General features: G+C 35.6%; 24 protein-coding genes. 11 read left to right on the forward strand and 13 right to left on the reverse strand.

Annotated features, from left to right (window positions below; all coding sequences use genetic code 11):
- The first annotated feature begins 111 nt into the window (after window positions 1-111).
- Complete coding sequence (locus tag ACF3OB_RS02985) at window positions 112-399, forward strand: DUF4834 family protein (RefSeq protein ID WP_042009962.1); 288 nt, start codon at window positions 112-114, stop codon at window positions 397-399.
- A 12-nt stretch (window positions 400-411) separates the two neighbouring features.
- Here ACF3OB_RS02985 and ACF3OB_RS02990 read toward each other — a convergent pair whose 3' ends face one another.
- Window positions 412-1,248: a DUF3822 family protein gene (locus tag ACF3OB_RS02990; RefSeq protein ID WP_082023482.1), complete on the reverse strand. Its 837-nt coding sequence runs from the start codon at window positions 1,246-1,248 to the stop codon at window positions 412-414.
- Window positions 1,226-1,882 (reverse strand): hypothetical protein, encoded by a 657-nt coding sequence (locus ACF3OB_RS02995; RefSeq protein ID WP_042344160.1) that lies wholly within the window; start codon window positions 1,880-1,882, stop codon window positions 1,226-1,228. The genes ACF3OB_RS02990 and ACF3OB_RS02995 overlap by 23 nt, the downstream gene beginning before the upstream one ends.
- Window positions 1,883-2,003: 121 nt before the next feature.
- Between ACF3OB_RS02995 and ACF3OB_RS03000 the strand changes: the two genes are divergently transcribed.
- From ACF3OB_RS03000 to ACF3OB_RS03030, 7 genes are all read left to right on the forward strand, one after another.
- Window positions 2,004-3,422, forward strand: a complete 1,419-nt coding sequence (locus tag ACF3OB_RS03000; RefSeq protein WP_042009925.1) for an ATP-dependent RecD-like DNA helicase — start codon at window positions 2,004-2,006, stop codon at window positions 3,420-3,422.
- Between the two features lie 132 nt (window positions 3,423-3,554).
- Window positions 3,555-4,064, forward strand: a complete 510-nt coding sequence (locus tag ACF3OB_RS03005) for a DUF6252 family protein (RefSeq protein ID WP_392419363.1) — start codon at window positions 3,555-3,557, stop codon at window positions 4,062-4,064.
- A 77-nt stretch (window positions 4,065-4,141) separates the two neighbouring features.
- Window positions 4,142-5,491: an alpha-L-fucosidase gene (locus ACF3OB_RS03010; RefSeq protein ID WP_392448277.1), complete on the forward strand. Its 1,350-nt coding sequence runs from the start codon at window positions 4,142-4,144 to the stop codon at window positions 5,489-5,491.
- 198 nt (window positions 5,492-5,689) lie between these two features.
- Window positions 5,690-7,486 (forward strand): translation elongation factor 4, encoded by a 1,797-nt coding sequence (lepA, locus tag ACF3OB_RS03015; protein WP_042347393.1) that lies wholly within the window; start codon window positions 5,690-5,692, stop codon window positions 7,484-7,486.
- Between the two features lie 34 nt (window positions 7,487-7,520).
- The gene (locus ACF3OB_RS03020) at window positions 7,521-8,339 is read left to right on the forward strand and encodes a hypothetical protein (protein ID WP_392448279.1); all 819 of its coding nucleotides are present in this window, start codon (window positions 7,521-7,523) and stop codon (window positions 8,337-8,339) included.
- Window positions 8,336-8,806: a Panacea domain-containing protein gene (locus ACF3OB_RS03025; RefSeq protein WP_392448281.1), complete on the forward strand. Its 471-nt coding sequence runs from the start codon at window positions 8,336-8,338 to the stop codon at window positions 8,804-8,806. The genes ACF3OB_RS03020 and ACF3OB_RS03025 overlap by 4 nt, the downstream gene beginning before the upstream one ends.
- 45 nt (window positions 8,807-8,851) lie before the next feature.
- Entirely contained in the window at window positions 8,852-9,241 is a 390-nt protein-coding gene (locus tag ACF3OB_RS03030; protein WP_041986250.1) for an HU family DNA-binding protein, read from the forward strand.
- Between the two features lie 170 nt (window positions 9,242-9,411).
- On the opposite strand, the gene ACF3OB_RS03035 is transcribed toward ACF3OB_RS03030, so the two are convergent.
- Window positions 9,412-9,804 (reverse strand): hypothetical protein, encoded by a 393-nt coding sequence (locus ACF3OB_RS03035; RefSeq protein ID WP_392448283.1) that lies wholly within the window; start codon window positions 9,802-9,804, stop codon window positions 9,412-9,414.
- Window positions 9,805-9,875: 71 nt separating this feature from the next.
- Window positions 9,876-10,832: an AraC family transcriptional regulator gene (locus tag ACF3OB_RS03040; protein ID WP_157909135.1), complete on the reverse strand. Its 957-nt coding sequence runs from the start codon at window positions 10,830-10,832 to the stop codon at window positions 9,876-9,878.
- Between the two features lie 121 nt (window positions 10,833-10,953).
- Here ACF3OB_RS03040 and ACF3OB_RS03045 point away from each other — a divergent pair, with 121 nt between their 5' ends.
- Window positions 10,954-13,278, forward strand: coding sequence for a TonB-dependent receptor (locus ACF3OB_RS03045; protein ID WP_392448285.1), 2,325 nt, complete (start codon window positions 10,954-10,956; stop codon window positions 13,276-13,278).
- A 252-nt stretch (window positions 13,279-13,530) separates the two neighbouring features.
- Window positions 13,531-14,736 (forward strand): hypothetical protein, encoded by a 1,206-nt coding sequence (locus tag ACF3OB_RS03050; RefSeq protein WP_042347382.1) that lies wholly within the window; start codon window positions 13,531-13,533, stop codon window positions 14,734-14,736.
- 148 nt (window positions 14,737-14,884) lie between these two features.
- Here ACF3OB_RS03050 and ACF3OB_RS03055 read toward each other — a convergent pair whose 3' ends face one another.
- The 4 genes from ACF3OB_RS03055 to recR all read right to left on the reverse strand — a co-directional run bounded on the left by ACF3OB_RS03055 (window position 14,885) and on the right by recR (window position 17,819).
- The gene (locus ACF3OB_RS03055; RefSeq protein WP_172919953.1) at window positions 14,885-15,214 is read right to left on the reverse strand and encodes a hypothetical protein; all 330 of its coding nucleotides are present in this window, start codon (window positions 15,212-15,214) and stop codon (window positions 14,885-14,887) included.
- Between the two features lie 51 nt (window positions 15,215-15,265).
- The gene (locus ACF3OB_RS03060) at window positions 15,266-15,616 is read right to left on the reverse strand and encodes a 4Fe-4S binding protein (protein WP_042009903.1); all 351 of its coding nucleotides are present in this window, start codon (window positions 15,614-15,616) and stop codon (window positions 15,266-15,268) included.
- A gap of 96 nt (window positions 15,617-15,712) precedes the next feature.
- Window positions 15,713-16,999, reverse strand: coding sequence for a dihydrolipoamide acetyltransferase family protein (locus ACF3OB_RS03065; protein WP_172915024.1), 1,287 nt, complete (start codon window positions 16,997-16,999; stop codon window positions 15,713-15,715).
- A gap of 202 nt (window positions 17,000-17,201) precedes the next feature.
- On the reverse strand, window positions 17,202-17,819 hold the full coding sequence (gene recR, locus ACF3OB_RS03070; RefSeq protein ID WP_392448286.1) for a recombination mediator RecR: 618 nt from the start codon (window positions 17,817-17,819) through the stop codon (window positions 17,202-17,204).
- 200 nt (window positions 17,820-18,019) lie between these two features.
- On the opposite strand from recR, the gene ACF3OB_RS03075 reads away from it, so the two are divergent.
- Window positions 18,020-19,111: a pseudouridine synthase gene (locus ACF3OB_RS03075; RefSeq protein WP_392448289.1), complete on the forward strand. Its 1,092-nt coding sequence runs from the start codon at window positions 18,020-18,022 to the stop codon at window positions 19,109-19,111.
- Between the two features lie 321 nt (window positions 19,112-19,432).
- Here the strand turns inward: ACF3OB_RS03075 and ACF3OB_RS03080 are convergent, their stop codons facing one another.
- The 5 genes from ACF3OB_RS03080 to ACF3OB_RS03100 all read right to left on the reverse strand — a co-directional run bounded on the left by ACF3OB_RS03080 (window position 19,433) and on the right by ACF3OB_RS03100 (window position 23,559).
- A complete protein-coding gene (locus ACF3OB_RS03080; RefSeq protein ID WP_002663838.1) occupies window positions 19,433-20,455 on the reverse strand; it encodes a macro domain-containing protein in 1,023 nt (340 codons plus the stop codon).
- Between the two features lie 4 nt (window positions 20,456-20,459).
- On the reverse strand, window positions 20,460-21,113 hold the full coding sequence (locus ACF3OB_RS03085; RefSeq protein WP_392448291.1) for a DUF4433 domain-containing protein: 654 nt from the start codon (window positions 21,111-21,113) through the stop codon (window positions 20,460-20,462).
- Between the two features lie 32 nt (window positions 21,114-21,145).
- Complete coding sequence (locus tag ACF3OB_RS03090; RefSeq protein ID WP_172914637.1) at window positions 21,146-21,979, reverse strand: 1,4-dihydroxy-2-naphthoyl-CoA synthase; 834 nt, start codon at window positions 21,977-21,979, stop codon at window positions 21,146-21,148.
- A 77-nt stretch (window positions 21,980-22,056) separates the two neighbouring features.
- Complete coding sequence (gene fsa / locus ACF3OB_RS03095; RefSeq protein WP_042344174.1) at window positions 22,057-22,710, reverse strand: fructose-6-phosphate aldolase; 654 nt, start codon at window positions 22,708-22,710, stop codon at window positions 22,057-22,059.
- 42 nt (window positions 22,711-22,752) lie between these two features.
- Window positions 22,753-23,559 (reverse strand): SDR family oxidoreductase, encoded by an 807-nt coding sequence (locus tag ACF3OB_RS03100; RefSeq protein ID WP_095894175.1) that lies wholly within the window; start codon window positions 23,557-23,559, stop codon window positions 22,753-22,755.

Genomic DNA, 23,559 nt, shown 5'->3' on the forward strand with positions numbered 1-23,559 from the left:
AATTTAGATAACATAAAGTCACTTTTTTTAAAATATTTTCTGAATATCCAAATTGTTGGTATTTGCAAATTACCAACACAATTCATATCTTTGGCAAAACTTTTAAAATCTATGATAGCAGAAGCATCTTTAATGGGGTTTTTGAGAACCCTTCTGATTGTTTTACTTGTAATTTTAGGACTTCGGATTCTTATTAGGATTCTAATGCCTTTTGTGTTGCGTTATTTTTTTAAGAAAGTAGAAAAAAAGATATATAACCAATTTCAACAAACTCAAAATCAATATCAAAGGCAAACCGACAGTCGTCAAACCATTATGAATGACGATGCTCGGTCAAAAGAATCAACTTCGAGAAAGAAAAAAGTAGGAGAATATATTGATTTTGAAGAAATTAAATAATTTAGTTTCGAATCAGAAACATTGCGTCAACACAAAATTTTTGCGTATCAATTCTTCATCCATTCCTTTGTAGTATTCCTTTCGATTAAAATCCATTAAATAAATATATTTTATGTAACGACTCAATTGACGATAAACCAATGATTTATGGTTAAAATCTCCGATTACATACAACGGAATACGCTCGGAATCAATTCCTAATTGTTCGATACAGTAAAGCGTGTAAAATAAAAAATCTTCTGTGGTTTCGTAATAAAATCGATTGAAGTGATAAAGTTTTTTATCTTTAAATACTACAAAATAAAAGGAACTTTGTTCCGTATAGGCATACATAATTTGATAGGAATGCGAAGCATAATGCTTAAGCAACATACGCAAAAGAGAAGATGAAAAGTGGTTGTAGTCCACCATTCCATAGTGTTCAATTAAGATATTATTAATCAGAACATCAGGAACATAGACATTTACGATATCAATAGGAATAATTTTATCAACTTCGATAAATTTTTCTTTTAGCCCAGAGGTGTCAATGCTATATTTCAAATAATTAACAGCTTCTTTTTCGTCAGAAAAAAGAGCTTGTGGAATAAGGGTGTAAGCTGGTGTGTTATGTAACACTTTGATATTGTTAAAATCCTGCCTTAAATCTTCTTCGGATTGTAAAATAGTATAGACTTGTTTTTCAATTTCCTGATTACTTTTATTGAAATTTACAGAAAAATTGTAAATTGACTCAACGTAGTTCAACACAGGATTGAAAACACAAAAAGAAAGTCCATCCAAGTTAATTTGAATGGACAATTCTTTAAAATAAGGTTCTAATATATTATTTTCTTGCAGTTTTTGCATCGTATGAAGTTGGCCAGTTACCATTAATTGTGATATCGTCTAATGAACCTACTTTGATTAAATCACCCTTAACTTCTTCTACTGAATTTCTTGCTATTTCAACTTGAACATCATTATCATCTTGATCCCATAGAACTACTTTCTTAGGCACATACGCCTCAAAAACAGAGGCTTGAACCCCATTTCTATCCAACATAGCTGTATTCATTACGAATTGTTCTTCTTTGCTTTTAGCGTGTGGTACATAACGTAAATTCTTATAGCGATCAGAATTTTTGAACAAGGAATCTTTCACAGCTACATAACCTAAGGTATCAACAACAACACCTTGTTTCAACATGTCAATTTTATAGACTTTGTCGTATTCAACCCAACTTGTGTCACGCTGTGAAGTGATGGTGAATTTAGCTGTTTCGATAAATGAAGTCAATTCATCAAAATTAGCTGCATACTTTCCTTTAACAACTCGATGAGCTTCCTGTGCATCACGAATGTCTTTGAGTTTGCGGATTACTTCTGTGTAACGCTCTGTTTTAATTTTTTTAAACTGAATAGGACCTGTAACTGATTTGTAAATCATGAAGCAGAAAAATAGACCTACTGCCCAAAGTGCGATTTGTAAAACTTTTTTCATTTTTTAAAATATTATTTTATTCAAATTTCTTGACTGGTTAATGCAAAGCTACAATTTTTTTTTGTTATAAAAAGTTTTTTCGCAAAAAAAATTATATTTTTGAGGTCTATTTTTGACATGTATGGATAAAACAACTTTTTACAACGCCCTTTTAGAGGCTTTTAACCACTCCCCTACCCCTCTACAAAATATTGCTTTACAACAACTTAGTATTTTTTTACTTGACACAAAAACAAACAATAAACTTTTTTTACTAAAAGGTTTTGCGGGTACGGGAAAAACATCCATCACCAATAGTCTGATTCAAAATCTTCCAAAAATTAAACACAGAGCTGTGCTGTTAGCTCCCACAGGACGAGCAGCTAAAGTCATGTCTCATTTCGCAAAACAACAAGCATATACAATTCACAAACATATTTATTACCCCAAAAATCAAAACGGTAGTTTTTCTTATAATTTAAAACCTAATAAGTTCAAAAACACTTTATTCATTGTAGATGAGGCTTCAATGATTGCTGATAATGATGGGCAGTTTTTTGAGCGAAACTCTTTATTAGATGATCTGATGCTATACGTTTATTCGGGGGAAGGTTGTCGATTATTACTGATGGGAGATACAGCTCAGTTGCCTCCCGTAAATTCTCTGTATAGCCCTGCTTTAGATATCCGAAATTTAGAATCTCGCTACCAAAAGGATGTCTCGCATATTGAACTTACAGAAGTAGTCCGACAAGAAAAAAAGTCAGGAATTTTATACAACGCTACTAAGCTAAGAGAGTCGCTAAATCAAACTTTTTATAGCAATTTTGAGTTTCAAACCAAAGGTTTTAAGGACATCATCCGATTAAGAGAAAGTTCTGAAATTCAAGAAGCTATAGAAGACGCTTATAATGACTACGGAACAGAACATACCTCCATCATCGTGCGATCAAATAAACGTGCGGTACTGTACAATAAACAAATTCGAAAGGTAATTTTAGACAACGAGGATGAACTTACGGCAGGTGATTTACTGATGGTTGTCAAAAACAACTACTTTTGGTTAAAAGATTCATCGGAAGTCAGTTTTATTGCCAATGGTGACACTTTGGAAATACTTCGGATTTATGCCTTCCGTGAATATTACGGTTTTCGATTTGCTGAAGTCTCTGTACAACTGATTGATTATCCGAACCAACCTCCATTTGATACTGTCTTACTCTTAAACACTTTGGAATCGGAACAAGCCTCCCTTTCGCACCAAGATAGCCAACGCCTTTACGAGGAAGTACTATTAGACTATGAAGAGGAAACTTCTTCCTACAAAAAGTATCAAAAAGTGAAAGAAAACCCATATTTTAACGCCTTACAGGTGAAATTCTCATATGCAATTACCTGCCACAAAAGCCAAGGTGGACAGTGGGATATCATTTTTATCGAAAAACCATATCTACCTAATGGTGCCGATGAGGAATACTATCGTTGGTTGTACACAGCATTGACACGTTCCACTAAAAAAGTATATTTACTGAATTTTAAAGATGAGGATTTCAAATCATAACTAATTAACCGCATTTTGAATTATTTAAAGTCAAAAAAAAACGATTTTTTTGTCCTTAAAAATTCTCTATTTGAAAAAAAATATCGTTCTTTGCCTTAAATTACGCTGAAAGCAATAAAATTACATAGACTTATGAAAAAAATTACAAGTATTATTAAATTTTTAGTAGTACCTATGATTATGTTCATTGGGTGCGACAAACCTGAAACTCCGCAACAAGCAGAGGAAATTGACGAAAACGGAATCGTTTTATCTAACGATTTCTACATCAAAGCTAAAGTTGATGGAGAGTGGGTGGTTGTTAAAGGTGACCGATGCACCTACACAATTAACAAGGATGGTAGTATACAAATCGAATCCTATCGTTCGGGAAATGATGCTACTGATAAAACGTTCTCTTTTTCGATAAGTTCAACTACTTTAGGAAATCATAAATTTAGTGATGAAAAAAATGGAGGAACTGGTCTTTACATCGTAAACAAACAACAGTATCTTACCATAGATAACGGAAATGTTGAAATTACAAAATTAGACTCTTCCAAAAACATCATTGAAGGACGCTTTCAGATGAATGTGAAAAAAAATGGAATCGGGGATATGAAAAAAATCACGGAAGGCGTTTTTCGCTGTAAACAAAAATAATCTATACATAATTTTAGTATTATTTTTAAACTTATTTAATATCATAATTTTATTTTAAAATACATATACTTGTACTTATGGTAAAAAAAATATTTTTGACTTTATGTTTGTTAGCAACTATAAACATCCAAGCACAAATTAACAAACAGAAAGACAATCGATTAGAATGGTTTGAAAAAGCCAAATTAGGGATATTCATTCATTGGGGATACTACGGAGTGAATGGAATTACGGAGTCGTGGTCTATGTATCACAAACGGATTTCACACGCTGATTATTTAGCTCAAGGAAAGGAATTTACTGCTTCAAATTATAATCCTGATGCATGGTTAGACCTTTTTGAAAAAGTAGGTGCTAAATATGTAGTATTAACAACGAAACATCATGATGGTGTAGCTCTATGGGATACGAAATACAGCACATTGAGTACCATAAAACACGCTGCTGCCAAAAAGGATTTGCTCACACCTTTCGTGAAAGCCGTTCGTAAAAAGAACATGAAATTAGGACTTTACTATTCGTTATGCGATTGGTCACATCCTGATTATAAACCTGTTACTTTTGAGCGTATCAAAACTACAAATAAATTTTATCCACAAAAGGGACAACAAAAATTATCTCCATGGGAACGTTTTGTCAAATTCAACTTCGATCAATTAGAGGAACTAAACGCATACAAACCTGATCTTTATTGGTTTGATGGCGATTGGGAACATAAAGCTGAAGAATGGAAATCAGCTGAAATCAAACAAAGTTTATTGAAATCAAATCCACAAGTAATTGTCAATTCACGACTCAATGAATATGGAGACTACAAAACTCCTGAACAAGGAGTCCCTATCGTTCGTCCTGAAGGAGCGTGGGAATTTTGCATGACAATGAACGACAATTGGGGTTATTTCCCATCGGATACAAACTACAAACCGATTTCACAAATCGTACGTACATTTGTTGAAGTAATTTCCACAGGAGGAAATCTTCTATTGAACATCGGACCAAAACCAGATGGAAGCATCGCTCCCGAACAAGTTGAACGTTTGGAAGCTCTTGGCAAATGGATTCAAAAGCACAAAACTGCAGTATACGACTCCGAAGCAGGACTACCCTACGGGCATTTCTTTGGACCTACCATGCTTAGTCATGACCATAAAAAAATATACTTATGCTTGTTCGATGCACCTAAAAACTACATTCAGTTAAAAGGAATTCAAACTAAAATAAAATCTATTAAGGTTTTAGGAAGTGGAGAAAATCTTTCTTTTGAACGCAACGGAGGAGCTGCCTGGAACAATATCCCAGGAATATTACGAATTTCCGTACCTTCCGAAAATTCTCTTGATCCTTACGTAACTGTTTTAGAAGTAGAATTAGAGGATAAACTCGTTCTCTATCGGGGGCATGGAAACGCAGTGGAACTGAATATGTAGTAAAATATTCACAAACAATCTAACTTATTTTAAAAGTAAAAGAGGCTATTCCCAATATGTGGAATGGCCTTCTTGGTATCTATTTGATTTTTCAGCACATACATTTTCTTCTCTGCTTAACTAAATTTACGGAATCCATAGCAACTGACAAGTTTTTTTGTATATTTGCCCTTCACATATAAATGAATATTTACACTGATGAAAAACATACGCAATTTTTGCATTATCGCACACATCGACCACGGAAAAAGTACCCTTGCTGACCGACTTTTGGACTTTACCAAAACCGTTACCGAACGCGAAAAACAAGACCAACTCCTTGATAATATGGACTTAGAGCGTGAACGAGGGATTACCATCAAATCTCACGCTATCCAAATGGAATACGAATACAAGGGCGAAACTTATATTCTGAATCTTATCGACACCCCTGGTCACGTGGATTTCTCGTATGAAGTGTCGCGTTCTATCGCTGCGTGTGAGGGAGCTTTGCTGATTGTTGATGCTGCACAAAGTATTCAGGCTCAGACTATTTCCAACCTGTATCTGGCTCTGGAAAATGACTTGGAAATTATCCCTATCTTAAATAAAATAGACCTTCCTTCGGCAAATCCTGAGGAAGTGAAAGACGATATTGTTGATTTGCTTGGCTGTGACCCTGATGATATTATCCCTGCTTCTGGGAAAACAGGTTTGGGCGTGGAGCAAATCCTCGAAGCTATCATCGAACGCATTCCTGCCCCAAAAGGTGACCCCGAGGCTCCGTTACAAGCCCTGATTTTTGACTCGGTGTACAATCCGTTTCGTGGTGTGGAAACATATTTCCGTGTGATGAATGGAGAAATCCGTAAAGGTCAGAAAATCAAATTTATGTCTACCGGAAAAACGTATGATGCTGACGAAGTAGGGACGCTTAAACTCAATCAAGTAGCCAAGCAATCTGTAAAAACGGGCGATGTGGGTTACCTCATCACTGGAATAAAAGATGCTCGTGAGGTAAAGGTGGGTGATACGATTACTTCGGCAGTAAATGGCTGTTCTGAAATCATTGATGGATTTGAAGACGTAAAACCGATGGTATTTGCAGGAATTTATCCTGTTGATACTGAGGATTATGAAGAACTTCGAGCTTCGATGGAAAAACTGCAACTTAACGATGCTTCGCTCGTTTTCACTCCTGAAAGTTCGGCGGCATTGGGTTTTGGTTTCCGTTGTGGTTTCCTCGGAATGTTGCACTTGGAAATCATTCAGGAGCGATTGGAACGCGAGTTCGATATGACGGTAATTACTACCGTTCCGAACGTTAGTTATCTGGCGTACACTAAGAAAGACCCTGAAACGCCTATCGTAGTAAATAATCCGTCTGACCTTCCCGACCCATCGAAATTGGACCGAGTGGAAGAGCCTTACATCAAAGCATCGGTAATTACCAAAGCGGATTTTGTGGGGCAAGTGATGTCGCTTTGTATCGAAAAACGTGGGCAAATTACCAATCAGACGTACCTTACCCCCGAACGTGTGGAACTAAATTTTGATATGCCACTGGCGGAAATCGTGTTTGATTTTTACGACCGATTAAAAACAGTATCAAAAGGTTATGCTTCATTCGATTATTCACCTATCGGAATGAGAGCTTCTAATTTGGTAAAAGTCGATGTGCTGATTAACGCCAATTCGGTAGACGCCTTATCAGCTTTGATTCACGCCGATAATGCGTATAACATCGGGAAGAAAATGTGTGAAAAGCTCCGCGAACTGATTCCGCGTCAGCAGTTTGATATTCCGATTCAGGCAGCAATTGGGGCGAAAATCATCGCTCGTGAAACTATCAAAGCCCTCCGTAAAGACGTTACTGCCAAATGTTACGGTGGAGACATCTCGCGGAAACGTAAACTCCTTGAAAAACAGAAAAAAGGTAAAAAACGTATGCGCCAAATCGGAAACGTAGAAGTGCCACAAAGTGCCTTTATGGCAGTGTTGAAGCTGAATGATTAGCGGTGAGCCACCGCGGGCGAAAAAATATAGTTGAATGAGAAATTGGTTAAAAAATTCTATCGATTGGTTTTTTGATAAATCTAATTTTGCATTAGCCTTTTTAGGAGGTGCTTTTTCAATTATAGATATATCCGGACTTGATAATTGGACAATTGGAGAATCAAATTTCCCAATGGGAAAAATTCTTTATTGGTGTTCTTGTATTTTATTTATAATATCTTGTCTATTTTCTTTTTTCTATGGAAAAGAAATTAATCAATTGGAAAAAGAATTGATAATTAAGGGTAATAAGATAAACGATTTAGAAAATAAACTTACAGAAGAGGTTAGTAATTCCAATGACCTTTTTAATTCATATTTAAGATTATTAGTAAAGAATTTATCTTTTGAACATACGGAGAGAATAAGTGTCTATAAAGTTTATGATGATAAGTTTAAACTAATAGGAAGAACATCTGTTAATCCTATCTTAATGGAAAAAGGAAGAAATGAGTATCCCATAAAGGAAGGATTTATAGGAATAGGATGGCAACAAGGGGAATATTTTATAAAAGATTTACCCGATCCCAGTCTAAAAAAAGGAGAAAATTATTACAATGCTATAAAAAAGGTTTGCAATATAGATAAAGAAATCGTTGATAATATGAAAATGAAATCTCGCAATTTTTTTATTTATAGGATTAATGGATATGAAGGAAAACCAAAGGCTGTTTTAGTTTTTGAGAGTACCCTTCCAAATAAATTTGAAAAAGAATTTATCATTGAAAGGTTGGCAGGAGTCAAACAACCCTTGATAATGTTTATAGAAAAAAATAATGGGGTAATTTCAATTGAAAATAATATAGGGATATGAGTAATTTAGAGAAATTAGTTAGATATATTCTACTAAACTATCCTAATGTTTTAGAATTATCAAAGCCAAGATTAGTAAAATTAATCTACATTATAGATTGGCGATACACTATAGAGAATGGAAAACAATATACAAATATAAAGTGGATATACAATCACTATGGTCCTTATGTTAATGACGTTATTAACTTAATGAAGAGTAATCCTAATATATTCAAAGTAGAAACTTATCCTAATCCTTTCGGCGGAGGTAATACAGATAAATTTAGTTTAGTTGATAAAACAAAGATTGAATTAGATGAAAATATAAAAAGTATAGCAGATAGATTTATAGATTATACATATAAATTAACTTGGAGTGATTTTATAAATTTGGTTTATTCATCGTACCCTATAATAAACAATTTAAAATATTCCGAACTTAATTTAGAAAGTTTAGCAATAGAGTTTAATAAAAGAAATGGTTAAATGTATAATATTAAATAATCCAGTAACCCATTAATACCATATATTATGCCAGTAAAGTACAATGTCGTGGGACGCAAAAACCCACAAAAGCCCGAAGAGGCTCCGAAGTTTTATGCCAGTGCCAAAGCCGATGGCGAAATTACCCTAAAGGCAATCGCTAAAGAAATAGCAACGGGTTCGACTACCGTTTCGGATACCGACGTATTGGCAACGCTTAACGAACTTACAAAAGTGCTTATAAAACACCTCTCTAATGGAGAAATCGTCAAATTTGGTGATTTTGGAAGTTTCCAAATAACCATCACCAGCGAGGGCGTTGATGATGAAAAGAAATTTACCGCAGCCAACATCAAAGGAAACAAAATCCAGTTCCGCCCAGGTACTGACCTTAAAGAAATGCTTGCTACCGTAAAATACGAAAAGTACAAAAAATAAATCGCAATCCGTGAGAAACTTAAACAGGTACGCTTCCGCTGAAAAACGGGAGCGTACCTGTTGTTTGATAGGTACGTACCCATTGAACGACGGGTACGTATGTGTTAAATAACAAATGCGCATACACTAAGCTGAACGCATTAATCTCACGAACCTATAATATAGTTTTATTAATCTGTAGACCTTAAAACCTCTGTAATATTTGGCGGAAAATAACGGGAACTTTTCATCACTTTGCCATCTTCTCGGTAGATAGGTTTTCCGTCAGCGTCAAGTTTACTCATATTACTTCGGTGGATTTCACTAAAAATCTCGTCTATTTTGTATTGCATTCCGTGTTCGATGATGGTTCCACAAAGAATATAGAGCATATCCCCTAAAGCATCAGCTACTTCGACCATATCATTATTTCTGGCAGCTTCCAAATACTCTTGGTTTTCCTCTGCCATTAATTTAAATCGCAAGTTGATAGTTTCGGGGGTTAGCTCAGTGGTGGGTTGTTGTTTTACTCCCAATCCGAAGGCCGTATGAAACTCGGTTACGGCTTTTAATTTACTTTTCATATCCTTTTTTAGGCAACAAAAGTACATTTATTTTACTATTTTGAGCTACTTCATACCAAAAATATAAACACTTACTCCCTAAATTTTAATGGCGAGACATGGTACTTCCGTTTGAAAGCTGTGGAAAAATGTGACACATAATCATAGCCACAGGCTTCTGCAATCTCTGAAATACTCTTGTTCGTATCCAAAAGAAGTTGCTTAGCTAACTGCATCTTATGATCGAAAAGATATCCGAAAACGGTAGTACCAAATATCTCTTTAAATCCATATTTCAATTTATTTTCATTCAGACCTACACGACGAGAAAGCTCTGATAGGCTCAATGGAGCATGGAAATTATGCATTAAAAGATGACGCACTTCGTGTATTTTATCAATATCGGATTGGGTCTTGCAATGTTTTTTGGTTTTTATGTGCTGTCCCAAAAGTTGTTGCTGTAGAATAAAAAGCTCCAATATTTTGATTTCAGCATAAGTTTCACAAACATTTCCCATCAAATGACTTTGTTCTAACTGCTGAAGTATTGTATTCATCTGAGAAGTAAGCGGAAGTCCGTTTCTATCTGAAAGAATAAAATTTTTATCTCGTTGATACTGATTTAGAATGCTTTCAAATACTTCGGGATAAGTATTGGCAAGATGCAAAAAACGGTCGCTCGAAACGAAAAAACCAGAGAAAACAGTATGATCATTTTCCCTAAAGAGGTCATGCCCCTCCTCTTCCATATCGATAAATAAAACATTGAACATGCCTTGTTTCATGGTCAAATCAATTTTTTTCATTTTCATTTGCACACCGCTGTTGGACTGATTTAGAGCATAAAACCGAACAGATGGAACGGAAGCATTTCCATAAATTTGTGTAGATTCAGAAAAATGAGAATGCCATTTATAGATTGATATTTCCTTCATATTTTTTACATGAAGTTGTATGTTTCCTACTTCATTTTTCAATGAAAGATTAAAATTACCTTCATCTCTTCTTGATAAAACAACATCTTCTTCAACGATTTTATTAAAATCCATTTTTCTCATGGTAATTTCCTCCGTTAGATTAAAAAAAATATCCGTTAGATTAAACTGACAGGCAAAAATACAAACTAATTTTGCAGTCACAAATTTATTTAGAATAAAATTAAATAATCATATGTCAAAGCAATTTTTATCTGTTTTCATTTTTTTTATTTCTATTTTCATTACCTACTCACAAACTCAATTGGGCAATTTATCAGGTTTTGTATTCGACGAATCTACCAAAAAACCACTTCCTGCTACTGAGGTTTACTTCAGAGAATTTCAAAAAGGAGTGATTTCGGATAGTAAAGGATTTTTCCGGATAGAAAAAATTCCGCATGGAACGCATACCCTTATAGTATCTTACCTTGGTTATGAAACTCAAACAATAAAAATTTCCATTGAAGGAGATAAAACCATAAACGTAAGCCTGAAACCAGAGGTAGAATCTCTCAGTGAAGTGGTAGTAAAGGCTCAGAAAAATGAAGAACGTATCTTACGAAACAGTGCCATGACCGTTTCGGTGATTAATTCAAAACAATTTGAAGGTACAACAAGTTCTCTCAACGATGTATTAAACAAAACTGTAGGAGTTACCATTCGCAACACAGGAGGCGTAGGAAGTGCTTCTCGCATTTCAGTTCGAGGATTAGAGGGCAAACGTATCGGTGTTTTCTTGGACGATTCGCCCATAGGATTATTCTCTGATTATGTGTCGCTCTACGATGTGCCTATTGACCTCATTGAACGTGTTGAGATTTACAAAGGCATTGTTCCCGCTCGACTCGGAGGCTCCGCAATGGGAGGTGCTGTAAATATGATTACAAAGGAATATCCACCTTTATACTATGATGTAAGCTACGAAATAGCGTCATTTAATACACACAAAATTCAAATGATGGGTAAGAGTAATCTTAAAGATGCCGGAATAGAGTTCGGAGCATCAGCAAATTACACATATTCGGACAATGATTATGAAATGGATTTGCCCCATCACCGTGGACTTCGAGTAAAACGTGACCACGATCGACATCGCAAAATGCTCATTGGAGGAGGTTTCAAAGCAACCAAATGGTGGTTCGACGAAATATCAATAGAAGCGGTTACCATCCAAACTGACCAACAAATACAGGGTATTGAAACTAACATCAAACACGCTTTCAGCAAGACTAACATGTTCGCCTTCATCAATGGATTTGAAAAAGATAACTTCCTCATCGCAGGATTGGATTTTGATATGGATACAGCCATCAGTAGTGCAGAATTCAACCTGAATGACACTTCAATGATGAGGTACAACTGGGATGGAATGTCCTATCCTTCCAGCGGAGAAATAGGATTGTATGCTTCGGACTCTTATCGGAAAAACTTCGCATTAAACAATCGATTAAATCTCAATTACATAATCAGTGAAAATCAAAATATAAACTTCAACTCACAATTAAATCACATCAAAAATTCACCTTTTGACCCTGTAAAGGAGCAAATCATAGGATATAGAACCGATTTTGACAATAAAATGATTAGCTGGGTTGCAGGAATTTCTTATGATTTAAGCAGTCATAACAAAAAGTGGCTCAATTCTTTAACAGGAAAATATTACTATTATAAGAGCGATGCCAAACAGGCAGGTTTGTTAGGGCTTGGAGGCGTAAAAGACATTAACATTTCCGAAGGAAATTGGGGAATAAATAATGCCATACGATACAATTTTACAGATAATTTCATGATTAAAAGTTCCGTAGCCCATGACGTCCGCTTACCTTCGGACAATGAACTCTTGGGCGATGGATTTTTAACAGCTCCTGCCAGTAACCTATTGCCTGAGCGTGGAACAAATGCTAATATAGGATTACTATTTCACAAAAACACCTTAACAGACAAACGATTGGAAATAGAACTAACAGGTTTTTATTCTTATTTAACCAATATGATTCGATATACAGGAGGTCTGCTACAGTCTTTTTATGAGAATTTTGGTGAGATGCGTTCTTTTGGAGTAGAGTTTGATGCCAAAGCGGATATTTTCCCTTCTCTGTACGGATATGTGAATCTTACGTATCAAGATCTTCGAGACATGCGCGATTACGAACCAAATTCGTCCATTCCAAATGTAACTAAGGGTAAGCGAATGCCCAACATTCCTTATTTTTTGAATAATATGGGATTAGAATACCACAAGGAAAATCTCTTTGGCGGACAAAATCAAAACACCCGATTGATGTTAGATAGCTCTTTTATAGAAGGATATTGGTATGATTTTGAGGTAAGTAAGCATCAAGAACGTCGCGTACCTCGTAGTTTAACATTCAATTTTGGTATTGAACACGGATTCAGAAACGGAAAAATATTGCTTTCATTCCGAATGAATAATTTAACAAACGAAAAAGTAATTTCAGAGTTTAATCGTCCGCTTCCAGGGCGTAATTTTGGTCTTAAGTTGCGATATCGAATGTAGAATTTACAAAATATTGATATGAAAAAGTCGTGTTATAAAACTAAAATCAATGTACCATCTGATCAGAAATATAATTGGTAGTGTTATAAAAAGTATGATGGTAGTTCTGATTGTCAGGCTGAGCGTAGTCGAAGCCTCGTAATTACAGGGCTTCGACTACGCTCAGCCTGACAGAAATATCCACTTTATTAAAGATATCATACTTTTTACAACACTTCCATATAATTAATTAACCTATAAAAATGAAATACAATGAAAAAAAATGCAATGTTAGTTGCTTGTTTAGCAACATTTTTCGCAGTAAGTTGCGATAAAGAGAATGAAACCCCTGATATTATATCTGGCAAAGGAGAAATTTTGATAGAAGCTACGGTAGTAAATACTGACCAATCAGGAAGTGGCTACATTCAATTGTTGGACGATATTTCTCCAAAAACGGTAAACAATAAAAACGCCTTTCCAGTTGGTCCCAGCATTCCTCCATTCGTACATAAAAATTGGATATTTACCTTTCCAAACTTTTTTGGATCGGACGTTTCCGAATTGACAAAATTTGTTCGTGAAGATGGTGTTTTGAAAAAATCTGCAACCATGCCTTTACCTGGAAACTCACAAGCAACACACCTAACTGTCGTAAATGATACCAAGGCTTATTTAGGACTTACAGGCTTAGGTAAAATATTTATTTTCAACCCTACAACGATGGTAAAAACAGGTGAAATAGACCTAAACACCTATGGTGACCCGAATCCCGAGCCTTCGGGAATGATTGTTCGCGACAATTTACTCTTTGTAACCTTAGGACAATGGACAGCGGGTACTTGGTTTCCACAGGAGAAAGCTGTTGAAGTACTGATAATCAACACCCAAACAGATGCCATAGAAAAACATATCAAGGAAACAGCCTCAGGATTGTCCTTCCCGACCAATCCAGGTGACAGAATCTTGATGGACGAACATAAAAATATTTACCTCGTTTGTATTGGAGCTTTTGGTCAAGTAGATGGATTTGGAGGAGGATTTTTAAGAATCAAAGCCGGAGAAACTGATATTGACCCTACTTTCTCAATGAAATTTGATGACATTACAGTTGCTGATGCTCCTGGGAAAATTTCCTATTTCCTTCCCGCTCGATATATTAAAAACAACATAACCTACGGATATGTGGCTATTAAAGAATATACCCCAGACCAACAAATGAGTCCTTTAGCAGTTATGTATGCTCCTGTAAAAGTAGATTTAAGTAGCAAACAAGTAACTCTCATCAAAGGAATACCTGTTGCCAATGGTTATTCTACAGGAATGGGAATTTATAAAAACAATACATTTTTATTCGGTTCTATTAACCAAACCTCTAAGGGGTTTTACACTTACGACCTCTCTACGGGTAAAGTAAGTACTGAACCTATCATCAAAGTAGAAGGATTTCCTAAGTTTTTCTATTGGTTTGGAGAATAAATATCTTGCCCATGTACAAATAAAGTCTGTAAGGCTTAAGAATTTATACGTTTAGAATCATCGACAATTTCATAATTTTTTCACAGACATGAATATTTTCTATAAAACGTGTGGGAATTACAACATCGAAAAGCAACACTCTGACACCTTAAATATCCTTTTTCAGAAATGCAAACCGTTTCCGACTGTTTAAATAATTGAGATTGTCTTGATTATGGTAAGCTTCTCGCTCAAAAATGATGTTGTGGTATGCCTTTTGCCAATTTCGGTATTTGATATATTTAAAAAGAAAATCAAGTATGTACCACAGATAAAAGAAGACTACCAATAGTTCTTTTTGTTGTTGGAGGTGTATTTTTTCGTGATTCAAAAACTGTGGATCGTTTAAACACTCCTTTTTGGATACGAATACAAAAGAAAACAGAGTTATCCCTGAGTATCCTTTGGGAACAAGAAGACGATTAACAATGAATTTCATAGGCTTTATATAAAGAAGGCTATCGCAAAACCGATAGCCTTTTTGTATTTTTTACTCATTGTGTAAAAATTTCTTTTTTGCAGTGAGTTCCTCTTGAGTTTCCTTATTATCTTCATCTGGAACACAACAATCCACGGGACAAACTGCCGCACACTGTGGTTCTTCATGAAAACCAATACATTCGGTACATTTATCCACTACGATAAAATAGAAATCATCGCTCACGGGTTGTTGTACTTCATCCGCATCGACCTGCTTTCCGTTTGGCAAAACCACCCCTCCACTGAGTGCAGTTCCGTCACTGTAACGCCAATCATCAGCTCCTTCATAAATGGCATTATTGGGACATTCAGGCTCACAAGCTCCACAATTTATGCAATCCTCTGTAATCTTAATGGCCATAGATTTACCTATTAAATTCAAAAACTAGGGGCAAAGATACATATTTTCTATATCTCTCACGCTCATTTTTTGAAATTTAGAATGGTTTCAAATTGATTAAATATCTCGATTCATATCCCAATTTTCGAGATATTCGCCTACACGTTGCACAAACATACCTCCCAAAGCTCCATTGACAACCCGATGGTCATAGCTATGCGAAAGCATCATTTTATAACGAATACCTATCACATCTCCCTCGGGCGTTTCAATAACTGCAGGTGTTTTCCGAATAGCTCCAATTGCCAAAATTCCGACTTGAGGTTGGTTGATAATCGGTGTTCCGAAAACATTACCAAACGACCCGATATTGGTCACGGTATAGGTTCCGTCTTTGATTTCATCTGGCTTTAACTGATTGGCTCTTGCACGTTTTGCTAAATCATTGACTACTTTAGTCATTCCTCGTAAATTCAACTGATCAGCGTTTTTGATTACTGGAACAATGAGGTTTCCATCAGGCAATGCAGTAGCCATACCAATATTAATATTTTTTTTCTTAATAATGGTCGTCCCTTCTAATGAAATGTTCATCATCGGATAGTCTTTCAAAGCTTTAGCAACAGCCTCCATAAAGATAGGGGTAAACGTAAATTTCTCTCCTTCTTGGGCTTCAAATGCTTTTTTGACTTTATTACGCCAATTCCAGATACGCGTAACATCCACCTCTGTAAAACTCTGAACATGAGGTGAAGTTTGTTTACTATGTACCATATGCTCGGCGATGAGTTTGCCCATACGCGACATCTCAATGCGTTCGTCTCCTTTTTGGAAAGATGTCGCCTTTACCTCTGCTACCTTGTTTTGAGGCAACTCAGCAGACCTATTTACTGTTTGTTTCTCCCGATTTTCTAAGTAGGACAGCATATCGTTTTTAGTTACCCGATTATCTGCTCCTGTGCCTTTGATTTGATCAAGCTCTTGCAGTGAAATTCCTTCCTTTTGAGCGATACTTTTCACCAAAGGAGAATAAAATCTATCTGATTTTAAACCACTTACAACAACATCTGTTTTAGCCACATTCTGCTGTAATTGTTCAATTTCTTTTTCTATAACTTTAGCAGTGGTCTCAACCGTAGGTGTAGCAACAGCTTCTGCTGAAGCCTCCGTTTCGATGATTGCCATAACCTCACCAATTTTCACGACTTGGTCAACTTCAAAACGCAATTCAACGACTACTCCCGACACTTCCGAAGGCACTTCGGAATCGACTTTATCTGTAGCAACTTCCACAATTCCTTCATCGACCTCGACTGTATCTCCTACTTTTTTTAACCAATTCGTTACAATTGCCTCTGCAACACTCTCCCCCATTTGAGGTAGTTTTAATTCGTATTTAGCCATTTCTTGTTCTTTATTTAAAATTTAAAGATTCTTTTTTAATTTGTCGTTCAAAATATTTTTCACAAGTACCTCGACTTTCGAAAAAAAACAATCATAAAACCAAGGAGTTTAAAGAAGTAGCAAAGCCCAAATCCTATCTATTCACCTTCAAGAAATAACTTTTTCAAAAATAAATCGACTGACTCTCTACAATCCTTAATTTTTATCCTTTCAGAGCTAATTCGAACGGAATTCGTTGAGTTATACTTCGTCCCAAAGTAACCTCATCGGCATACTCCAACTCTCCCCCAACGGAAATTCCACGAGCTATAGTGGATATCACCACATCGTACTGTTCAATTTGTTTATAAATATAAAAATTTGTGGTATCACCTTCCATAGTGTTACTCAGTGCAAAAATAAGTTCTTTAATCTTACCCGACGCTACCTTTTCGACTAATGACTGAATGTGTAAACTTGACGGAGCTATGCCATCAATAGGAGAAATTTTCCCTCCCAAAACATGATATTGCCCAAAAAATTGCCCCGTATTTTCAATCGCAATCACATCTCTAAAATCTTCTACTACACATACAATACCGTTTTCCCTGCTCGAATTGTTACATATGTCACAGATTTCTACATCAGAAATATTATGGCATTTTTTACAGTACTGAATCTGTGTTCGCAAATTAATCAAAGCCGAAGCCAACATAACAGACTGTTCCTCAGGCTGTTTTAACAAATGTAAGGCCAATCTCAAAGCCGTTCGCTTTCCTATTGCAGGAAGTTGCGATATTTCATACACCGCATTTTCCAAAATTTTTGACGAAAATTCCATAGTGCAAAGATATGAAAAAAGTTTTGAGCTTTGTCTTTTCAAAAATATTTCTTACAAAAAAACATGCTATGTCATTTCTATGTAGTATCTTTGCACGTTCAAAAGTTTTATAGTGATATAAAGCCTTTGTAATACATTACGGTTTCGAACGCTTTCTGGTTCTAAAACATAAAATACATCATTAAATAAATAGAGAATTTATGGAAAAAAAATATTCCAGTAACAACACTAACTCACAACGTAGCAATAATTCTTACAAAAAGAGAGAATATTCAAACAACTCATTCCAAAAGAAAGAATATGGAAACTCGGAACGCTCTTCTGACAAACCTTACTACACTAAAAAGGAGTATGGATCATCGGAGCGTACTTACAACAAAAAAGAATACAATTCAGACCGAACTAAAACAAACAGCGGTTTCAAAAAATCGTACAATCCAAACTTCAAAGACACCTCCAACGAAGGTGGATACAAAAAATCCTACAATCCAAATTTCAAAAGAAACAACAGTTATAAGAAACCGTTTATCAAAAAAAATTACAACACCGAGATTGAACAACAGGACAACACTCCAGAAACTGGGGAGATACGCCTGAATAAATATATCGCCAATGCAGGAATCTGTTCTCGCCGAAATGCTGATATCTACATTGCTGCGGGAAATGTGGAGGTAAACGGACAGGTAATGACTACATTAGGATATCGTGTACAACCTACCGATGTAGTAAAATTCGACGGAAAAGTGATTTCTTCGGAAAAGAAAGAATACATTTTATTAAACAAACCAAAAGGATTTATCACCACTACAAGTGACGAAAAAGGTCGTAAAACTGTGATGGATTTAGTTGCCAATGCTACTACGGCTCGTATTCTGCCTGTTGGACGTTTGGACAGACCTACCACAGGACTTTTATTACTAACTAATGACGGTGATTTAGCAAAAAAATTAACCCATCCAACACATGGTGTACGAAAAATATATCACGTGGTTCTTGACCGTAAGTTAGACTACAAAGATTTTATAAAAATTGAAGAGGGAATTGAACTTGAGGATGGGTTTATTCAAGTAGATGAAATCAGCTATGTGAACGACAAACCTAAAAATGAAATAGGTGTTAAAATTCACAGCGGAAGAAACCGTATTGTCCGTCGTATTTTCGAACATCTGGGGTATGAAATTGAAAAATTAGACCGCGTTGTGTTCGCTGGACTTACTAAAAAAGACCTTCCTCGGGGACATTGGCGAAAATTGACTCAACAGGAAATTATTAATTTAAGAAATATAAAGTAAACATACTTATAAAAAAAATAAAACCCTCAATTTTTTATCATACCACTTTTGAAGTAATCATCAGATACTTAAACTTAAAAGACATTCAGTTTACAGTTTTGAGATATCTGGCATTCATAAAAATTTGAGGGTTCTCTCTATCTACGAAATCCACTAATTATCACCAAAGTCAGGTTTGCGTTTTTCAAAGAAAGCGAGTAAATTTTCCATTGAAGATTTATTGCTTGGTTTTATTTGATTGATAATCCATTCTCCTATATTAATTGAGGTAATCGGTAGGATTCTGAACCTGTTGGAAAGTTTTCAGAATAGAAAAACTACTTAATTTTGAATTAAATGTTTTAAAACAATATCTAAATATCTTTCATTAGAGGTCATTTCACTTTTTCTACTATTCCAACTTTTAAGTTTTTCTATGATGATCTCTTTTTCTTTTGTTTTTTCTTCTCTCATAATATAATCTACCGAAGAAAGTAATTCCAAAGCATAATCAGAATAAAATCCTTCCAGAAAATGCATGGTGTCATTAGCAATCTGCTTCAATTCTTCATTACCTTCAATGAATTTTTCCACTTCTTGAAATCCATCTCCAAGCAAATTGAGTGGTTCAAAAGGTTTTTTATTCATATCGCTATATCCCATGATATAGCTTCCGTTCAAGGCATTCAAAACAAAACGAACTTTTCCTGAATAAGGTCCATAAAAATAAGGAGTAAATTTCAATTTCAAATACTTTTCAGCTCCAAACTTTTGAAGGAAATAGCATACTTTCTCACTTGAAAATTCAGATACAAATTCTCCTTCTCGTACCAAATCGTGTAGTACATATAGTAGTAAAGCTCTACCTTGTGTCAGTTTCACCCTCTCATTTTTCAGTTGCTCTTTGATTTGGACAGAAGGTTCGTAGATGTAGATTTCCGTATCCAGATGAGAAAGTTTTCGTTCTATTATTTGCTTTACTTTATCCCAGTCCAATCCTCCATTTCCTGCCCCCAATGGCGGAATGGCAATACTCTTGATGTTCCTTTCCTTAATGATTTTTACCAAATCATCAAGTCCCCATTCTATATATTCATATTCAGAGGGCTTTTTCCAAGTGGTTTTGGTGGGAAAGTTGATGATAACTTTCTTACCAGAAGTAAGATTCTCATCTTCGGTTACAAACATTTTCCCCACTACCACACTTTTTTCTTTACAGGCTTTTTGATATTGCTTAAAGTTATTCGGGAAAGCATTTTTAAATTGGAGTGCAATACCTTTTCCCATTACCCCAACGGTATTCACCGTATTAATGAGTGCCTGTGCATCACTCTCTAATATGTTTCCTTCTAAATAAGTAATCATAGCTTTAATAATAATATTTATGAATAACTTTAATTTTTACCTCCTCTATACCAAAACTAATCAACTTTTGTTTAGCCACTTCATTATAACAACCAAAGCCGATAATAAAATCAGAAGCTATATCCGCTTTTACTAAAAATTCAGCCTCTTTTTTTCTTTTGATATCTAAATTTTCATCTCCACCCCAATCCCTTGCTTTGATGGCCTTCCAATCCAAAATAGTTTCAATTTTATTTAAAGCTGTTTTATCATACAAAACAGAAAATTTATCTGCAGCGTGTCCATCTGAAAAATATACTTCTGAATATTGGTCAGCCAATTTGTTCGGAATACAAACCAAATATACTATTTCTTCGGGATTTCTTTTAACAACATTATGAAATCCCCTTTGAATAATGTACAGCATAGGCATCCTCAACCAAAAGTAAAAAGGAATAAAATCTCCTAAACATATACGCTTTGCATCTCCATAGTCTAAAGTTCCATTAGTAACTTGAATAGTTTTACTCGCTCGAGTATCAATCAATGAATTATCTCCAATCGAAACATAGTTTACATTAGCATTAGGTGAATTTTTGTGCGTTATTCCATTTTGTAAAATATGAGGAATATTGTCTATATGTGTCATCCTAAATACTTTGATTTCAGATAAATTCATAGTTACTATTTTTAGTAAAATTATCAAATTATTTAACTAATCCACTGATTCTCCCCGAAGTCAGGTTTTCTTTTCTCTAAAAATGCGTTGCGTCCTTCTTTGGCTTCGTCGGTCATATAGGCAAGGCGGGTAGCTTCTCCTGCGAAAACTTGCTGACCAACCATTCCGTCATCGGTAAGGTTCATCGCAAATTTCAACATACGGATAGAAGTTGGCGATTTGGCAAGGATTTCTTGAGCCCAGTCATACGCTTCTTGTTCCAAACGAGCGTGAGGCACTACTTTATTGACCATTCCCATTTCAAACGCCTCTTGTGCGGAGTAATTTCGCCCTAAAAAGAAAATCTCACGAGCTTTTTTCTGTCCTACCATTTTTGCCAAATATGCCGAACCATAACCGCCGTCAAAGCTGGTAACATCGGCATCGGTTTGTTTGAAAATGGCGTGTTCTTTACTCGCTAAGGTAAGGTCGCACACTACGTGAAGCGAGTGTCCGCCACCTACTGCCCATCCGTTTACCGCCGCGATGACCACTTTGGGCATAAATCGGATAAGTCGCTGTACTTCCAATATATTGAGTCGGTGTCTGCCGTCTTCACCCACATAACCTTGATGTCCACGAGCCTTTTGGTCGCCACCGCTACAAAATGCGTGTCCGCCATCTTTTGGGCTAGGTCCCTCCCCCGTGAGGATTACCACGCCTACACTCGCATCTTCGTACACGTGATAGAAAGCATCGTAAAGCTCAGAAGTGGTTTTTGGGCGGAAAGCGTTACGTACTTCTGGTCGGTTAAAGGCGATTCTTGCCACGCCGTTACATTTTTTATAAGTAATATCTTCGTATTCTTTTACAGTTTGCCAATTCATATGTTATAATTAATAATTTACAATTAATTAAATGAACAATTTTATATAGTATAACTCTTAAAATTGTTCATTATTAGTTAATTCCCTTTTTTATAATCTGCTAAAAATTGAGCTAAACCACTATCAGTTAATGGATGTTTTAGTAGTCCCACAATTGCGGATAGCGGAGCTGTAATCACATCCGCACCTATTTTGGCACATTGCATAATATGCATCGTATGACGAACAGAAGCAGCTAAAATTTCAGTCTCAAATCCGTAATTATCATATATAAGTCGGATATCTTCAATCAGAGTAAGTCCATCGCTGGAAATATCGTCTAACCGCCCGATAAAAGGAGATACATACGTAGCTCCTGCTTTGGCTGCCAACAAAGCTTGTCCTGCCGAGAATACTAACGTACAATTAGTTTTAACTCCTCTGTCTGAAAAATATTTGATAGCTTTGATACCATCTTTAATCATTGGTATTTTCACCACTATTTGTGGATGCAACTCTGCCAAGGCCGTCCCCTCTTTGACAATACCCTCATAATCAGTAGCAATTACCTCTGCAGAAACATCTCCATCGACAATGTCACAAATATTTATATAATGCTTTAAAATGTTGTTTGTGCCTGTGATACCTTCCTTTGCCATTAATGAAGGATTGGTCGTTACTCCATCTAAAACTCCTAAATCTTGAGCTTCACGGATTTGATCTAAATTTGCTGTGTCAATAAAAAATTTCATAATATTGCTTATTTGAGTTCAAAGTTTAAGGTTACCTATTCCCTACAATTCATAATGTTTCATCAACATTCGCTCGTAGGTTTTACTTGGTAAAACACGTTTAAGTACAATGGAAAACTTTTGTAAGAAGTTACCTTGTTTATAATGTACGTTAGGGTGCTTGGTTTTTATAATTTTATATATTTTTTCTGCCATTTCAATGGGATTTCCTCCCGAATCTACATGCTTATTCATCAAATCTAAAGATTTTTGATATTTTTCTCTATAAGCAGAACCTTCTTTCACAGGCGCATGATAACGTCGAGAAGCAATATCAGTAGCGTAGTCTCCTGGTGCGATAGTTGTCACTTGGATTCCAAAATTTTTTAATTCCATTCGTAAACTTTCTGACATCAGCATTAAAGCTCCTTTACTTGCTGAATAGGCTCCCCGAAAGGGCAATCCCATATACCCTGCTATGGAAGTAACGTTGATAATCAATCCACTTTTTCGACTTCGCATTGTAGGAAGTACTTTTTGAATCAAGTAAATGGCTCCAAAAAAATTCGTAGCGAACACATTTTCAAGCTCTTCGGAAGGTAATTCTTCCACGGCTCCTGAAATTCCTACACCTGCATTATTGATCAGTATATCAACTTTACCTACTTCAGAGAGAATGCTTTGGATTGCCTTATCGACACTTTCTTTACAGCGTACATCCATAGGCAAAAGCCGAAAAGGTAGAGATTTACCTTCTACATTCCGAGCTGTTCCATAGACAGTAAATCCTTTTTCTTTAAGGAGTAACGCCGTTTCTTTGCCTATTCCCGAAGTTGCTCCGGTGATTAAAACTATTTTTCCGTTTTTCAT

This window comes from Capnocytophaga canis (genome assembly GCF_043187445.1).
GTDB lineage: Bacteria > Bacteroidota > Bacteroidia > Flavobacteriales > Flavobacteriaceae > Capnocytophaga > Capnocytophaga canis.

Excerpts from the sequence above, each read along its gene's own strand:
- ACF3OB_RS02985 (WP_042009962.1), top strand. The coding sequence starts at position 112 with ATGATAGCAGAAGCATCTTTAATGGGGTTTTTGAGAACCCTTCTGATT.
- ACF3OB_RS02990 (WP_082023482.1), bottom strand. The coding sequence starts at position 1,248 with ATGCAAAAACTGCAAGAAAATAATATATTAGAACCTTATTTTAAAGAA.
- ACF3OB_RS02995 (WP_042344160.1), bottom strand. The coding sequence starts at position 1,882 with ATGAAAAAAGTTTTACAAATCGCACTTTGGGCAGTAGGTCTATTTTTC.
- ACF3OB_RS03000 (WP_042009925.1), top strand. The coding sequence starts at position 2,004 with ATGGATAAAACAACTTTTTACAACGCCCTTTTAGAGGCTTTTAACCAC.
- ACF3OB_RS03005 (WP_392419363.1), top strand. The coding sequence starts at position 3,555 with ATGAAAAAAATTACAAGTATTATTAAATTTTTAGTAGTACCTATGATT.
- ACF3OB_RS03010 (WP_392448277.1), top strand. The coding sequence starts at position 4,142 with ATGGTAAAAAAAATATTTTTGACTTTATGTTTGTTAGCAACTATAAAC.
- lepA (WP_042347393.1), top strand. The coding sequence starts at position 5,690 with ATGAAAAACATACGCAATTTTTGCATTATCGCACACATCGACCACGGA.
- ACF3OB_RS03020 (WP_392448279.1), top strand. The coding sequence starts at position 7,521 with ATGAGAAATTGGTTAAAAAATTCTATCGATTGGTTTTTTGATAAATCT.
- ACF3OB_RS03025 (WP_392448281.1), top strand. The coding sequence starts at position 8,336 with ATGAGTAATTTAGAGAAATTAGTTAGATATATTCTACTAAACTATCCT.
- ACF3OB_RS03030 (WP_041986250.1), top strand. The coding sequence starts at position 8,852 with ATGCCAGTAAAGTACAATGTCGTGGGACGCAAAAACCCACAAAAGCCC.
- ACF3OB_RS03035 (WP_392448283.1), bottom strand. The coding sequence starts at position 9,804 with ATGAAAAGTAAATTAAAAGCCGTAACCGAGTTTCATACGGCCTTCGGA.
- ACF3OB_RS03040 (WP_157909135.1), bottom strand. The coding sequence starts at position 10,832 with ATGGATTTTAATAAAATCGTTGAAGAAGATGTTGTTTTATCAAGAAGA.
- ACF3OB_RS03045 (WP_392448285.1), top strand. The coding sequence starts at position 10,954 with ATGTCAAAGCAATTTTTATCTGTTTTCATTTTTTTTATTTCTATTTTC.
- ACF3OB_RS03050 (WP_042347382.1), top strand. The coding sequence starts at position 13,531 with ATGAAAAAAAATGCAATGTTAGTTGCTTGTTTAGCAACATTTTTCGCA.
- ACF3OB_RS03055 (WP_172919953.1), bottom strand. The coding sequence starts at position 15,214 with ATGAAATTCATTGTTAATCGTCTTCTTGTTCCCAAAGGATACTCAGGG.
- ACF3OB_RS03060 (WP_042009903.1), bottom strand. The coding sequence starts at position 15,616 with ATGGCCATTAAGATTACAGAGGATTGCATAAATTGTGGAGCTTGTGAG.
- ACF3OB_RS03065 (WP_172915024.1), bottom strand. The coding sequence starts at position 16,999 with ATGGCTAAATACGAATTAAAACTACCTCAAATGGGGGAGAGTGTTGCA.
- recR (WP_392448286.1), bottom strand. The coding sequence starts at position 17,819 with ATGGAATTTTCGTCAAAAATTTTGGAAAATGCGGTGTATGAAATATCG.
- ACF3OB_RS03075 (WP_392448289.1), top strand. The coding sequence starts at position 18,020 with ATGGAAAAAAAATATTCCAGTAACAACACTAACTCACAACGTAGCAAT.
- ACF3OB_RS03080 (WP_002663838.1), bottom strand. The coding sequence starts at position 20,455 with ATGATTACTTATTTAGAAGGAAACATATTAGAGAGTGATGCACAGGCA.
- ACF3OB_RS03085 (WP_392448291.1), bottom strand. The coding sequence starts at position 21,113 with ATGAATTTATCTGAAATCAAAGTATTTAGGATGACACATATAGACAAT.
- ACF3OB_RS03090 (WP_172914637.1), bottom strand. The coding sequence starts at position 21,979 with ATGAATTGGCAAACTGTAAAAGAATACGAAGATATTACTTATAAAAAA.
- fsa (WP_042344174.1), bottom strand. The coding sequence starts at position 22,710 with ATGAAATTTTTTATTGACACAGCAAATTTAGATCAAATCCGTGAAGCT.
- ACF3OB_RS03100 (WP_095894175.1), bottom strand. The coding sequence starts at position 23,559 with ATGAAAAACGGAAAAATAGTTTTAATCACCGGAGCAACTTCGGGAATA.